The organism is Nocardia neocaledoniensis (genome assembly GCF_029868625.1).
GTDB classification, from domain to species: domain Bacteria; phylum Actinomycetota; class Actinomycetes; order Mycobacteriales; family Mycobacteriaceae; genus Nocardia; species Nocardia neocaledoniensis_A.
Window position 1 is genome coordinate 1 of the sequence record NZ_JARWOJ010000026.1, and the last position, 12,842, is coordinate 12,842.

Sequence of the window (12,842 nt, forward strand, 5' to 3'; positions counted from 1 at the left end):
GCGCTGGGCAGCGTGCTGCCCGATCTGTTCACCGAAAGCCATTGGGCCCCCGAGTTCACCGAGGCCTCGCCGACCACGTTCCACGCGCAGGTGGCGTGTGCGCGGCGCGCCGTCCCCGCCGTAACCGCCCCGCACCCCCCATCACAGTAGCGGTCCGCTAGCCCCCCGATTCCACCCCACCCCCGACCGCCGGCCCGGGCGGGGGGGGGGCGCGTCCTCCGGGAGCGGCGCCGCGCCGGCCGGCGCGCTGGCCGCACTCGGTCACCCGGTGGCGCTGGGCGCGCGCCGCGCGCAACTTTGCGAGGAACTCGCCGCCAAGATCAGGGCCGACGGCGGCGAGGCCTTCGCCCACCGGCTCGACGTCACCGATCCCGCGTCGGTCGACGAGTTCGTGACCGCCGCCGAAGCGGCCCTCGGACCCACCGAGATCCTCGTCTCCGGCGCGGGCGACATCGAATTCGCGCTGGTGGGCGAGATGGATCCGGAACGGTTCCTGCACCAGGTGCAGGTGCATCTGGTCGGCGCGCAACGCCTGATCCACCGGGTGCTGCCCGGGATGACGGCCCGGCGGCGCGGCGATCTCGTGGTGATCAGCTCCGACTGCGCCGACAACCCGCGACCGCGCAGCGGCGCCTACAGCGCGGCCAAGAACGGGCTGGAGGCGATGGTCGGGCAGCTGCGGATGGAGTTGGAGGGCAGCGGAATCCGGGCGTCACTGGTGCGTCCCGGCCCGACCCTCACCGGCATGGGTATGGACTCGACACCCGAGGTCGTCGGCCCGCTGCTGCAGGACTGGAAGGACTGGGGGTTCGCCAGGCACCCCTACATGCTCAAGCCCGAGCACCTGGCCGACGCGGTCGCGACCGTGATCTCCGTGCCGCGCGGCGCGCACATGGTGCTGGTCGAGGTGCAGCCGGAAGCGCCGCTGCGGCCGCTGCCCGCCGGGGACGGGGGCGCGTCATGAGAATCGTGGTCGACGCCGACCTGTGCCAGGGCCACGCGGTGTGCCAGGACGAGGCGCCCTCGGTGTTCTCGGTGCCCAAGCACGGCACGGTCGAGATCACCGACCCCACCCCTGATCCCGCGGACCACGGCGCGGTGCGGGCCGCGATCCGCTGGTGTCCCACCCGAGCGTTGTCGATCGTCGACGGTGGCGATGCCGACTCCACACCGAAAGGCACAGACTGATGACAGGTTTCGAGCGGGCCGAACTCGACGAGATGGTGCGGCGCTGGGTCGTGGAGAACCAGCGGTGCGAGGAGAAGGGCGACTGGAAGCCCCTCGCCGAGATGTACACCGTGGACGCCACCTACGGCTGGAACTACGGGCCCAAGCAGGAATTCATGGCGGTCGGCCGGGAGGAGATCCGCGACCTGGCCCTCGGACAGGAGATGGCAGGACTCGAAGGCTGGACGTATCCGTATCAGGAGTTCGTGGTCGACGATCGCAGCGGCACCGTCATCGGATTCTGGAAACAGATCAACGAGCGCACCCGCGCCGACGGCAGGCACTACTCGCCCGAGGGCATCGGCGGCAGCTGGTTCCGGTACGGCGGCGACTTCCAATGGTCCTGGCAGCGGGACTTCTTCGACTTCGGCAATGTCTCGGCCATGTTCCTCGACATGATCACCGACAACGCGCTCTCCACCGGTATGCAGCAGCGCATCGAGCGCTCGGTCGCCCGCGATCCGCTGCCTGGCTGGTATCGCGTCGGCGAAGCACCGGCGTCGCTGTGGTGACACCGGTGAGCCGGTACGCGGCGCTGTCCCGGGATCAGCTGGCCGCGCTGGTCCCGGAGTTGCTGCTGTGCGGTCACCTCATCGACCGCTCCGGCATGGCGCACACCATCGCCGCGTTCGGCCGCGCGGGCATGACCGAGGTCGCCATCGAGGAATGGCAGCTGGCCAGCCCCGTCTACACCCGCCGGATGCGGCGCGCGCTCGGCATCACCGGTGACGGCGTCGAGACCATCTTCAAAGGGCTGCAACTCGACATCGGCGCCCCGCCGCAGTTCATGGACTTCCGGTTCCGGGTCGACGACCACGATCACGGTGAGTTCTGGCTCGACCACTGCGGCGCGCTCGCCGACGTCGAGCCGATGGGCGAGGAATTCGTGGTGGCCATGTGCCACGACATCGAGGACCCCACCTTCGACGCGACGGCCCTGGCCACGAACCCGCACGCCCAGGTGCGCCCGGTGCACCGGCCGCCGCGCCGGCCCGCCGACCGCACGCCGGTGTGCGCGTGGACGGTCGTCATCGACCCCGCCCACGTGCCGCCACCGGTCCCCCGGCTCGCGCCGATCCTGGCGGAGTCCGCGGCGGCAGGCCTGGAACTGGCGCCGATCGACCCCGCCGAGGCGGGCCGGAGCGACTACACCGGACCGCTGCTCAGCGATCTGCGGTTCGCCGACTTCTCACACTCGGCACTGCGGCGGATGGCCGACGAGATCAGCCTGCAGCAGCATCTGCTCACGCTGGGCTTCCTGCTCGCGATCCGCGAACGCGCCGACGACGAGACCGCGCGCACCATCGGCCGCAAACAGTTCACCGGGATCGCCGGGCTCACCTCGGAGCGGCTCGCCCGCTGCCTGCGCCTCGGTGGCGATCCGGCCGACCTCGCGACCGTGCTGCGGGTCCATCCCGCACTGAACCCGCTGGGCTACACGGGAATCGAGATCGAGGCGACGGATTCCGCGGTGCGCGTGCGGTTCCCGTCCACGAGTGCGGCGATCGCCGACGGCGCGTGGCCCGCTTTGCTGACGCCGGCCGACCTGCGTCCGCTCGACGCGCTGATCCGCGGGGTGAACCCGCGCTTCGCCGCCAGGGTCGGCGCGGTGGACGACCACGGCTGGACCGCCGAGATCGACCTGGCCGACCAGCCGTTCCGCGAGGCGTCGGAGGTGGCGGTGACCCGTTTCAGCACCGGAGCGGGCTTCGTCTTCGCCGATCGCGGCACCCCCTTGCCGCTCACCGTCGTGTGAGCGGACCGCCGAGAGATGGACTGACATGGCCAACACCTTCGCCGACCTGTTCGAGCACTCCGTCGACGCGATGCCCGACCGGGTGGCACTGATCCAGGGCGAGCGCCGCACCACCTACCGCGAGCTCGACATCCGGGCCAATCGGCTGGCGAGTCAGCTCGCCGCCCTCGACGTCGGGCACGGGACCCACGTCGGCTTCCAGATGCACAACAGCATCGAGACCATGGAGACCCTGCTCGCCTGCTTCAAGCTGCGGGCGGTCCCGGTCAACGTCAACTACCGCTACGGGCCGACCGAGCTGGCCTACGTCTACGACAACGCCGACCTCGACGTGCTGGTCTACCACGCGAGCTACGCCGACGCGGTCCGGGCGGCCCTCGCGCGCACACCGACCGTGCGGCGCTCGATCTGCGTCGACGACGACCGGTTCCTCGGCGCGCCCGACAGCGACGCCCTCGCCTACGAGACCCTGGTCGAGACCGGAAAGCCGTTCCGGCCCACGGTGACTCGCAGCCCCGATGACCTGTTCATGATGTACACCGGCGGCACCACCGGCATGCCCAAGGGTGTGATGTGGCGCCAGGAGGACATGTGGCGGGTCCTGGGCGGTGGCGTCGACTTCTACAGCGGCGAGCCGGTGCGCGACGAGTTCCAGCAGTCCGAGGCGGGCGCCGCGGCGGTGCCCGCGACCTGGTTCGTGCTGCCGCCGCTGATCCACGCCGCGGCGATGATGCCCACCTTCACCGCCCTGTGGTCGGGCAACGCGGTGATGTTCGAACCGCGCTTCGATCCGGCGCGGGTGTGGCGGGCGGTGGCAGCCCAGCGGCCGCACGTCCTGGTGATCACCGGCGACGCCATGGCCCGGCCCCTGCTCGACGCGTTCGACGACGAACCGGTGGACGCGTCGTCGCTGCTGGTGATCGCCTCCGGGGCGGCGCTGCTGTCGCAGCCGGTGAAGAACGCGCTGCTGGAGACGTTCCCCGCGACGATGGTCTCGGATTCGATCGGTTCCTCCGAGACCGGTTTCGGCGGTATCGGTTTCGCGCAGAAGGACGACAACCCCGCCCGTGGGCCCCGGGTCCGGACCGGACGTGGCGCGGTGGTGGTCGACGCGGACGGCAGGCCGGTCGCACCCGGCGAGGAGGGTTGGCTGGCCAAGACCGGAGCGGTGCCGCTGGGCTACTACAAGGACCCCGAACGCACCGAGCGGCTGTTCAAGACCGTCGACGGCGCGCGCGTCGTGGTCACCGACGACCGGGCCCGTGCCGAGGCCGACGGGTCGATCACGCTGATCGGGCGGGGCAACATGGTGATCAACACCGGCGGCGAGAAGGTGTTTCCCGAGGAGGTCGAAGCCGTCGTCAAGGCGCACGAGGCCGTCTACGACGCGGTCGTGGTCGGCGTACCGCACCCGCGGTGGGGTCATCAGGTCGGCGCGGTCGTCTCGGCGCATCCCGGCCGGTCCGTGGACTTCGGCGCCCTGCGCGCGCACACCCGCGCCCATCTGGCGGGATACAAAGTGCCCAAACAGATCTGGGTGGTGGACAGCATCTCCCGCTCCCCCAGTGGGAAGCCCGACTACCGGTGGGCCAAGGAGCAGGTGGCGGCACGCGCGGCCGACCACGCGGCCGACTGATGTCCCGGTGTGTCATCATCGACTAGAACAAGTTCTAGAAATGTCGCGAGGAGGCGAGCGTGGGAACTGTGCGATCGGTGCGGACGGGACCGTTCCTCGTGCCCGCCGTGGACGAGATCCCCGGTGGCCGGATGCTCGACCTCCCCGGTCGTGGGCGAACCTACGTCGTCGACATCCCGGGGCCGCCGGACGCACCGGTGCTGGTGCTGCTGCACGGCACCGCCTGCACGGCCGCCCTGAACTGGTTCCCGGCACTGGAGACGCTCAGCGAGCACTACCGCGTCGTGCTGTTCGATCAGCGCTGGCACGGGCGCGGCATCAAGTCGGCACGGTTCCGGCTCGACGACTGCGCCGACGACGTGGTCGCGGTCGCCGACGCGCTCGGCGTGGATCGTTTCGTCTGCGTGGGCTATTCGCTGGGTGGCATCGTGTCGCTGCTCACCGCGCACCGGCACCCGGGCCGGGTCGCGGGGCTGGTGCTGTGCGCGACGCCGTATCGCTTCCAGGAGAAGTGGCGCGAGCGAGCGTTCCATCGCGGCTTCGCGTCGGTGGCCGAGGCCATGGGCGAGTATCCGTACCGGCGGGCCCGGCGGCTGACGCGCGCCCTGCCGGAATTGCCGCCCGCGCTGGTGCCGGGGCAGCTACGGCGCTGGGCGATGGACGAATTCCGCAGCACGAGCGGGTGGGCGCTGGCTCCGGTGCTCGCCGAGATCGGGACCTTCGACGCCACCTCGTGGCTGCCGGAGCTGCGGGTGCCGACGGCGGTGGTCATCACGACCAGGGACCGGGCGATCCCGGTGTATCGGCAGATCGAGCTCGCCGCCGCGATTCCCGGGGCGAGTGTGCATCCGGTCGCGGCCGGGCATGCCGCGTGCGCTGTCGCGCCGCATCGGTTCGTTCCGGTGTTGGCCGAGGCGTGCCGCGCGGTGGTCGCGCGACGGTAGGTTCGACCCTGTTCGACGCCGGTGGCGAACAGGGCGGTCGGTCGGGGCGATCAGCCCCTGGCGCGGGCCGCGGCCAGTAGATCGTCGATCACGGCGGGCACGGCGGCCGCGAGCGCGTCGACGTCGGGGACCAGATCACGGCAGGCGATGAAGCCGAAGTCCAGGTCGCCACAGTTGGACAGCACGGTGACGGTGAGCCCCGCCCCGTGGAAGACCGGGCCGAACGGATACATGCCGTCCACCCGGACGCCGAGGAAGTACAGCGGCATCGGCGGGCCCGGCACATTCGAGACCACCAGGTTGTGAACCACGGGGTGGCGTTCGGCCAGCTTCAGCGACGAGTACACGCGGGAGGCGAGCCGGAAGGTGTTGGGCGGGGCGTACTTCGACCAGTCCTGCAGGAAGTCGGCGCCGATCAGGTCGTGTTCGGCCTTGGCCTCCCGGTTCGCCACGGCCAGCGCCTCCAGCCGTTCCACCGGATCGGCGAGGTCGGTACCGAGGCGGCAGAACAGCGTCGAGACCTTGTTGATGCCCTCGGTGTGCCGGGTGGTCTCGTGCACCGACACCGGGACCGAGGCGATCAGCGACCGATCGGGCAGCGCGTCGTGGTCGGCGAGGTAGCGGCGCAGCACCCCACCGACGACGGTGAGCACGACATCGTTCACCTTCACCCCGAACGCGGCCTTGATCTCCTTGATCGCACCCAGGTCGGTCTTGGTGAACGAGACCGACCGCGCGGCGGTGACGGCCTGGTTGAACGGCGTGCGCGGCGCGGAGAACGGCAGTTCCATGCCCGTCTGGTTGTTGCGCCGCCGCTGCGCGAACCCGGCGACCATCCCGAGGGTCTTGGGCACCATGCCGAGCATGCCCGCCCTGGCGGGCAGGCGCACCGCGGCCCGCGCGGCGAGCTCGAGGTCACCGGGCGCCGGCTCCGGTTGCCACGGTTCGGGTTCCGGTCGGGTCAGGCCCGGCTCCAGATCGCACAGGTGCATCATCATGTTGGTGCCGGTGATGCCGTCCACGGCGGAGTGGTGGTACTTGCACACCACCGCGACCTTGCCGTCGTCGAGGCCCTCCACCACCGACATCTCCCACAGTGGCCGGTTCCGGTCCATCGGCGTACCGGCGATGTCACCGATCAGTGTGGCGAGTCCGGCGGTGCCGCCCGGCTCGGGCAGCTCGACGCGCCGGATGTGGTTGTCGATGTCGAAATCGGGGTCGTCCACCCAGAGCGGGTGGTCCAGATTGAAGGGCACCGGATGGACCCGGCGGCGCATGTGCGGGATGAGCGGCAACCGCCTGCCCAGCTCGGCGCGGAGATGGTCGAAGGAGTACGGCCCGTCGGCCGGGTCGAGGATCAGCAGGGCACAGACGTGGAGATGCTGGGTGTCGGTCTCCAGATAGAGGAAACTGGCATCCAGTCCGGTGAGTCGTTCCATAGCCGAATCCTACTAGAACACGTTCTAGTTTTGCCCGCCGTGCGGGCGGAACGCGACCACCCTCACAACTGGTACGCCGGTGCCGCCCGCGGGCCGACGACGCTCATTCCGCGGTGTGCGCGAGGACCGCCGTGGACAGTTCGCCGAGCACGTCGCGCGGCAGGGTGTGACCCATGCCCGCGATCATCAGCAAGCGCGCGTTCGGAATCCGCTCGGCGATGAGCGCGCCGTGGCCCGGCTTGACCGGTTCCCGCGTCCCCTCGACGACCAAGGTGGGCGCCTCGATCCGGGGCAGCGCACCCACCGGTTCGAAGTCCGGCGCGGCCGCCGCGGCCAGCCGGTGATTGACGATCGCGGACAGGTCGCGTGCCCGGTCGTGGATCCGCTCCTGCAGCGCGCGGGCCGCCTCCTCGTCGAACGGCAACTCCTCGCCGTGCAGCAGGCGCTGTTCGGCCACCATGCCCTTGATCCCGGCCTCTCGATCCGCCGGTGGCGTGGCGGTCATCAGGGCGCGATAGAAGGCGACGAACTCCGGCGTAGGCTCGGGCAGCGCGCCTTCCGGTTGCGGCTCGCCCAGCAGCGCCCGCATGAGCACCTGCCCCTCGCCGCCGCCCAGCGGCGACGACCCGATGACGGTCAGCGAGCGGACGCGCTCCGGCCGTTCGGCGGCGACGAACTGGCCGAGCAGCCCGCCCGCCGAATGACAGACCAGGTGCGCGCTGTCCATGCCGTGCGCGTCGAGCACGCGATAGACATCGTCCTTGATGTCGTGCCACGTGTAGGGCGTCGCGGCGAAATCGATGGTCTCCGACTGCCCGGTGTCGCGATGGTCGTAGCGGACCACCCTGCGCCCGCCGGCCACCAGCCGCTCCACGAACTCCTCCGGCCACAGGATCCCCTGGGACATCGAGCCCATGATCAACAGGATCGGCACGTCCGTCGCCGCGCCGAATTCTTCACTCCAGATATTCACGTTTCGCATCGCGTCTCCCGCCACCCGTTGACCACTCCGTATGTAGTGATCAGAACGTAGTACTACACACAGAGTGGTGTCAAGGGATGTGTCCTTTTCGGGCTGCGACTATCCGGACAACACGCCCTCCGATGCCCGAGCGGGCTCAGCATCCCCGACCCGTCCCCAGGCCGGCGGGTCCACCACGGTCGGTGCCGGTTCGACCGGCGGCCACGTCGTCCACGCGGCGGCCGCGCCGTGTTCCGCGAAGGATTTTCCCCAGTTCCACATCGTTGCGCCCCTCCCCCGAGCTGCTGTGCGGTATCACTAGGCTAGGGTCGTTCGCCGCAGTGCACCAATGATTTTCGGCGCGACACCCCCCCGCTGAGCGGACCGGCGTGGAGTCACTCGGCCAGGAATCGCAGGAGTTCGGCGGTGACGAATCCGGGGTTCTCCTCGATGAGCCAGTGGCCCGCGTTCGGCACGTCCACGGCGCGGACGATGTTCGTCATGCGCGTGGCCGCGGTCGCGCGGACCGGATCGAGCTGACCCTGTGCCGCCATGAGCAACGTCGGGACGTTCGTCGGCGCGGAGTCGATCGTGTCCCGGACGTCGCGGTCGAGGGTCCGATACAGCTCGAATCCGCCGGTGAGACTCTCCGGCTTTCCGTAGGTGCGCGCGTACTCGTCGATATCGGCGTCGGCGAACGGGGAGGTCCGCGCCGTTCCGCCGAAAGCCGTTCCGCCGAAGGAGACTTGGGGATAGAACAGCGCCAGGTAGTCGCGCACGTCGTCGGCGACCACCGCTTCGGGGACCTCACGCTGGGAGTGGAAGGCGATGTGCCAGCTCATCGAACGGTAGGTGGCCGCGTCGACCGCCGGTCCGGGGAGCGGGAGGTCGAGGTAGCCCAGCCCGGTCGTGTCGGCGGGGAATTGAGTGGCGTATTGGTAGGCCACGGCGGCGCCGAAATCGTGACCGATGACCCGCGCGTCGCGCACGCCCAAGCGTTCGGCGACGAGGGTGTGGACATAGCGGGCCAGCGTGGCCTTGCTGTAGTCGGTCGGCACCCCCGCGCTGTCACCGAGCCCGGGCAGGTCGATGGCGTAGACCGTGTGCTTCTCGGCGAGCGCGGGCATGATCGGCCACCAGCCGTACCAGGTCTGCGGCCAGCCGTGCAGCAGGACCACCGGCGAGCCGCTGCCGCCGGTCACATAGTGCATCCGCACGCCGTCCACGTCGGCGAATTCGTGCCGGAAGGTCTGGTCGAACGCGGAGTCCCCCTGGGTGACTCGCGCGTACGCGGGCACCTCGTCCGCCGCCGTGGTGACGCAGGCCGAGGCGGTGAGAGCGAGCAGGGCGACGAGGGCGGCGATCCCCGCCGCGCGGACTGAACGAAGGGCGATGAGCATCAGTGCTTCCTGAGGGTCGACAACGGCGGGTCCGGACGGCAAGCGTCACCCCTAACGCGCATAAATGGCAAGTTTCGTTGCCATTTCAGCAAGTTGGTGGCGCCAAGTCGTTCGCGAATGTCGTTGAACTGGCTCGATGTTCGGCCCGATCCCGCGCCCGGTAGAGTTCGGTGATCGTTCCGGGGAGGACCGCATGACGCAGCTTCAGCATCGAATCGACGCGATGACCGACGACTCGGGGTTCCTCGGCCTCGTCGACCCCCACGCGTATACGTCGTTCGTGGGCGAAGACTGGACATTGGAGTCACTCTTCGAGCGCGTCGAATCGGAGATGCGGCAGCGGCGGATCCTGCTCTGGGGAACCGGCGGCGAGGAGCAGTGGCGGATCGACCTCTCGGATTCGCCGGTGGATCCGCGGCTGCCCGTCGTCAGGCGGATCACCGGCCCCATCACCGTGACGCGCGGCGAGCTGGTCGTGGTCAGTTTGGACACGGTCACCATGGCCGCCCAGTTCGCGGACTCCGCCGTGGACGACGACAAGGACATCTACGGGTCCGGTATCGCACTTCCCCACGGGGACTACCTCTGCACCATCACTCAACTCACCGACCCCGAAGAGGATCGCACGCACGAGGGCCCCGACTTCCACCTCCAGCTGAGCACTGGACGAACCTCACCGTGGCTCGGCATCCCTTGGTCCGAGCTGTGACGCGCGCGATCAAGACCTCGCGCCCCCGCTGAGACCCGCGCGATACAGGTCGCGCAGCAGGGCGACTTCCGCGCCGTGGTGCAGCAGTTCACGGCGGGTGTGCAGCACGATCCCCGCGGTGGACCAGTCGGCCAGCATGCTGTCCGGCGGTCCCGCGGGTTCGGTCAACCCCTCGACCCCGAGGCCACCGACACCGCGGCTCCACGCCGCGTACGCGTCATCGAGTCGGCACAGTGCCTCACCGGCCGTACCTGGGTACCGGAACGACGCGAAATCGACAGGCGGACCGCCGAATCGCTCCAGCCCCGCTTCGAGCAGGAACACCACATGGCCCAGCCGCCACGCGATGGTGGTGACCGGCGCGGGCTCGGGCGGCGGAACCGCGAAGTCGCTGACGAATCCACCGGCAGCGGGACGAATCGTCCACATGCCGGGGACCGGTTCCCAGAAGTACTCCTCGTCGGGCAGCCCCTCGAACCGAGGACGCAGCTGTCTGGTCCAGTGCAGCTCGAGTTGGGCTCGGATCTCGGCGTTCCAGTCGATGCTCATGACCTAGACCCTCGCCCGTGGAGCAGGCCCTGCCAACCGATTTTCGGCGGCCTCCGGTGCGCCGAAGCGCAGGAGCGCATACTCTGGGAGGCGGCCGTGTACACCTTCCGGCCATGTTTCTCTTTCTGGCACATCGCTCGGCGTCTCCGAGCGTTCGGCGCGTCGCCGTTTCCCGGCATCATCTCGACCGATGACCCCATCGGTCCGCCACCCCACGTCCTCGAACGGAGTGAAAGTTCATGGGTACCAACAGGATCACGAACGGAGGCGAGCGTGCACTCCTCGAGAACACGCTCGATCGCAACCGCGAGGCACTCGTGGCGACCGTGCGCGGGCTGTCCGAGCAGGACGCGCGCCGGCGGCTCGTCGCGTCGTTGACGACCCCGATCTCGCTGCTCAAACACGCCGCCGCGGCCGAGCGGATCTGGTTTCAGCGGTTCTGGGCGGGGCTCGACGCGTCCGAATGCGACGGATATTCGGAGCGGGACGAGGGGACGTTCACGGTCGACGACGACGAGACGATCGCCGAGGTGATCGCCGAATACGAGCGCGCGAGCCTGCGCTCCAGGGAGATCGCCGCCCGCTTCGATCTCGACGACACCATCGACATCCCGGGCGAAGGCACCGTCAGCATGCGGTGGACACTGCTCGCCATGATCGAGGAATTCGCCAGGCACGCGGGGCACGGCGACATCCTGCGGGAACAGATCGACCGGCCGCGCCCCGATCTCCTAGGGTGACGGTAGTCAGTGTCGACGTTGGATATCAGGAGGATTCGGTGGCACGCGAACTGGTTTACACAGGCTTCATGTCGCTCGACGGTGTGGTCGATTCGCCCGGCGGCACCGAGGAGGGGCACCGCAGCGGCGGGTGGGTGATGCGGACCCGGTTCGACCCCGAGGCGTTCTCACTCAAGGGCGAGGAACTCGCCGACACCACCGCGCTGATGTTCGGCCGCCGCAGCTACGAGGCGTTCGCCCCGATCTGGCGCGACTCCGAGGATCACGCCGCCTACAAGGACCTGCCCAAATACGTGGTGTCCTCGTCACTGTCCGAAGATCAGCTGATCGAGGGCTGGGGCGAGATCACGATTCTGCGTGGCACCGACGACGTCGCCGCGCTCAAGCGGACCGAGGGCGGCGCCGTCTACATCCACGGCAGCGCCGAACTCGCCAGGGGCCTGGCCGACGCCGACTTGATCGACCGCTACAACCTGCTGGTCTTCCCGGTATTGCTCGGCGCGGGCAAGAGTCTGTTCAACCACGCCGACCGCCCCGAACAGCAGCTGCGCCTGCGTGATTCGGCCAGCTACGGCAACGGCGTCACCAAGCTCGTGTACGACGTGGAACACTGAGCGATCGTTCAGACATCCAGGTCGATCGCGACGGCGCGCCCGGTGCGGAACCAGTATTCGTGCAGGTCACGAATCTTCGCCCGGGACGGGAACCCACGCAGATGGAGGGCGCACTCGGCGAAATCGAGGGGGACGACGGTGTCACACAGCAGAGTGCGCGCCATGTCCGATTCCGCCGGATCGGCGATCTCCCTCGCGGTGCCGCCGAATGTGCCGTCCGGCAATTCGAGGGTGACACGGGGATCAGCGCGAATATTGCGCAACCACGCGTTCACGGCGCCCGGCCGCTCGACCAGCAGGCTCGGCGGCATCAACTGCACGAGATAGGCGCGGCTACCTTCGCGCAGGACCCGCACACATTTCGGTCGCGGCAGACCGGATTTGCGGCCGGTCGTGGTGAGGACACCATAGCCGCGGGGCATCCGCACCCGAAGCAGCGGCAGCATCGCCGCGCTGAGCAGCTTGCCGTCGCGTGCGCTGCGAATCAGGCGCCCGTGTCGCGGGAGGGCGGCCCGCGCTTCGGCTCGCCGCGCTTCGTCATCCATGCTTTCCATGATGCGCCCGACGCGCGGGCGATGAGCCCGAAGCCGCGACCGCGAGTACCGCGCGGTCAGCCGGGCGAGGTGGCATCCTCGCGGAAGGACGGCCGATCAGGTCGCGGCGGGACGCCATCCATGATCTCGGTCCACCAGGTGTCGAGGGGGCTGGGTTCGGGCCAGATGACGGCGGGTTCGGCGGGGACGGTGACGGGGTGTCGGTCGGTGATGTGCATGGCGGTCCTCGGATGCCGGGTCGAACGGTGGCCGGGCCCGCGCGGGGCGGGCCCCCGGGGGGGGGGCGAGCCAGGGGGTGTGAGTAGGGGTGTTG

14 protein-coding genes and 1 pseudogene are annotated in these 12,842 nt (G+C 69.5%); 9 read left to right on the plus strand and 6 right to left on the minus strand.

The window, feature by feature from the left end; all coding sequences use genetic code 11:
* Positions 1-163: 163 nt before the first annotated feature.
* The 6 genes and pseudogenes from QH270_RS01060 to QH270_RS01085 all read left to right on the plus strand — a co-directional run.
* Positions 164-964: pseudogene (locus tag QH270_RS01060) on the plus strand (SDR family oxidoreductase); the annotation flags it as partial.
* Positions 961-1,188 carry a ferredoxin gene (locus tag QH270_RS01065; protein ID WP_280338470.1) on the plus strand — a complete coding sequence of 76 codons (228 nt, stop codon included), beginning with the start codon at positions 961-963 and terminating at the stop codon, positions 1,186-1,188. The pseudogene QH270_RS01060 and the gene QH270_RS01065, both read left to right, overlap by 4 nt.
* Positions 1,188-1,739: a nuclear transport factor 2 family protein gene (locus tag QH270_RS01070; RefSeq protein ID WP_280338471.1), complete on the plus strand. Its 552-nt coding sequence runs from the start codon at positions 1,188-1,190 to the stop codon at positions 1,737-1,739. Before QH270_RS01065 ends, QH270_RS01070 begins: the two co-directional genes overlap by 1 nt.
* Positions 1,733-2,983, plus strand: coding sequence for a hypothetical protein (locus QH270_RS01075; RefSeq protein ID WP_280338472.1), 1,251 nt, complete (start codon positions 1,733-1,735; stop codon positions 2,981-2,983). Before QH270_RS01070 ends, QH270_RS01075 begins: the two co-directional genes overlap by 7 nt.
* 25 nt (positions 2,984-3,008) lie before the next feature.
* Positions 3,009-4,619 (plus strand): acyl-CoA synthetase, encoded by a 1,611-nt coding sequence (locus QH270_RS01080; RefSeq protein ID WP_280338473.1) that lies wholly within the window; start codon positions 3,009-3,011, stop codon positions 4,617-4,619.
* A 59-nt stretch (positions 4,620-4,678) separates the two neighbouring features.
* Entirely contained in the window at positions 4,679-5,563 is an 885-nt protein-coding gene (locus QH270_RS01085) for an alpha/beta fold hydrolase (RefSeq protein WP_280338474.1), read from the plus strand.
* Positions 5,564-5,613: 50 nt separating this feature from the next.
* On the opposite strand, the gene QH270_RS01090 is transcribed toward QH270_RS01085, so the two are convergent.
* The 3 genes from QH270_RS01090 to QH270_RS01100 form a co-directional block, all read right to left on the minus strand.
* Positions 5,614-7,002 (minus strand): WS/DGAT/MGAT family O-acyltransferase, encoded by a 1,389-nt coding sequence (locus QH270_RS01090; RefSeq protein WP_280338475.1) that lies wholly within the window; start codon positions 7,000-7,002, stop codon positions 5,614-5,616.
* 103 nt (positions 7,003-7,105) lie between these two features.
* Complete coding sequence (locus QH270_RS01095) at positions 7,106-7,984, minus strand: alpha/beta hydrolase (protein ID WP_280338476.1); 879 nt, start codon at positions 7,982-7,984, stop codon at positions 7,106-7,108.
* Between the two features lie 374 nt (positions 7,985-8,358).
* Positions 8,359-9,363, minus strand: coding sequence for an alpha/beta fold hydrolase (locus tag QH270_RS01100; RefSeq protein ID WP_280338477.1), 1,005 nt, complete (start codon positions 9,361-9,363; stop codon positions 8,359-8,361).
* Positions 9,364-9,499: 136 nt separating this feature from the next.
* On the opposite strand from QH270_RS01100, the gene QH270_RS01105 reads away from it, so the two are divergent.
* Positions 9,500-10,072, plus strand: a complete 573-nt coding sequence (locus tag QH270_RS01105) for a hypothetical protein (RefSeq protein WP_280338478.1) — start codon at positions 9,500-9,502, stop codon at positions 10,070-10,072.
* Between the two features lie 9 nt (positions 10,073-10,081).
* Here QH270_RS01105 and QH270_RS01110 read toward each other — a convergent pair whose 3' ends face one another.
* Entirely contained in the window at positions 10,082-10,621 is a 540-nt protein-coding gene (locus QH270_RS01110) for a DinB family protein (protein WP_280338479.1), read from the minus strand.
* Between the two features lie 239 nt (positions 10,622-10,860).
* On the opposite strand from QH270_RS01110, the gene QH270_RS01115 reads away from it, so the two are divergent.
* Together QH270_RS01115 and QH270_RS01120 are read left to right on the plus strand one after the other, a co-directional pair.
* The gene (locus QH270_RS01115; protein WP_280338480.1) at positions 10,861-11,361 is read left to right on the plus strand and encodes a DinB family protein; all 501 of its coding nucleotides are present in this window, start codon (positions 10,861-10,863) and stop codon (positions 11,359-11,361) included.
* A 38-nt stretch (positions 11,362-11,399) separates the two neighbouring features.
* Entirely contained in the window at positions 11,400-11,975 is a 576-nt protein-coding gene (locus tag QH270_RS01120; RefSeq protein ID WP_280338481.1) for a dihydrofolate reductase family protein, read from the plus strand.
* A gap of 8 nt (positions 11,976-11,983) precedes the next feature.
* On the opposite strand, the gene QH270_RS01125 is transcribed toward QH270_RS01120, so the two are convergent.
* Together QH270_RS01125 and QH270_RS01130 are read right to left on the minus strand one after the other, a co-directional pair.
* Positions 11,984-12,520 (minus strand): nitroreductase/quinone reductase family protein, encoded by a 537-nt coding sequence (locus QH270_RS01125; RefSeq protein WP_280338482.1) that lies wholly within the window; start codon positions 12,518-12,520, stop codon positions 11,984-11,986.
* Positions 12,521-12,585: 65 nt separating this feature from the next.
* The gene (locus QH270_RS01130; RefSeq protein WP_280338483.1) at positions 12,586-12,747 is read right to left on the minus strand and encodes a hypothetical protein; all 162 of its coding nucleotides are present in this window, start codon (positions 12,745-12,747) and stop codon (positions 12,586-12,588) included.
* Between the last annotated feature and the right edge of the window lie 95 nt (positions 12,748-12,842).

Bases quoted from the DNA above. Each gene is read 5' to 3' on its own strand.
- QH270_RS01065 (WP_280338470.1), top strand. From the start codon at position 961: ATGAGAATCGTGGTCGACGCCGACCTGTGCCAGGGCCACGCGGTGTGC.
- QH270_RS01070 (WP_280338471.1), top strand. From the start codon at position 1,188: ATGACAGGTTTCGAGCGGGCCGAACTCGACGAGATGGTGCGGCGCTGG.
- QH270_RS01080 (WP_280338473.1), top strand. From the start codon at position 3,009: ATGGCCAACACCTTCGCCGACCTGTTCGAGCACTCCGTCGACGCGATG.
- QH270_RS01090 (WP_280338475.1), bottom strand. From the start codon at position 7,002: ATGGAACGACTCACCGGACTGGATGCCAGTTTCCTCTATCTGGAGACC.
- QH270_RS01095 (WP_280338476.1), bottom strand. From the start codon at position 7,984: ATGCGAAACGTGAATATCTGGAGTGAAGAATTCGGCGCGGCGACGGAC.
- QH270_RS01100 (WP_280338477.1), bottom strand. From the start codon at position 9,363: ATGCTCATCGCCCTTCGTTCAGTCCGCGCGGCGGGGATCGCCGCCCTC.
- QH270_RS01105 (WP_280338478.1), top strand. From the start codon at position 9,500: ATGTTCGGCCCGATCCCGCGCCCGGTAGAGTTCGGTGATCGTTCCGGG.
- QH270_RS01110 (WP_280338479.1), bottom strand. From the start codon at position 10,621: ATGAGCATCGACTGGAACGCCGAGATCCGAGCCCAACTCGAGCTGCAC.
- QH270_RS01115 (WP_280338480.1), top strand. From the start codon at position 10,861: ATGGGTACCAACAGGATCACGAACGGAGGCGAGCGTGCACTCCTCGAG.
- QH270_RS01125 (WP_280338482.1), bottom strand. From the start codon at position 12,520: ATGGATGACGAAGCGCGGCGAGCCGAAGCGCGGGCCGCCCTCCCGCGA.
- QH270_RS01130 (WP_280338483.1), bottom strand. From the start codon at position 12,747: ATGCACATCACCGACCGACACCCCGTCACCGTCCCCGCCGAACCCGCC.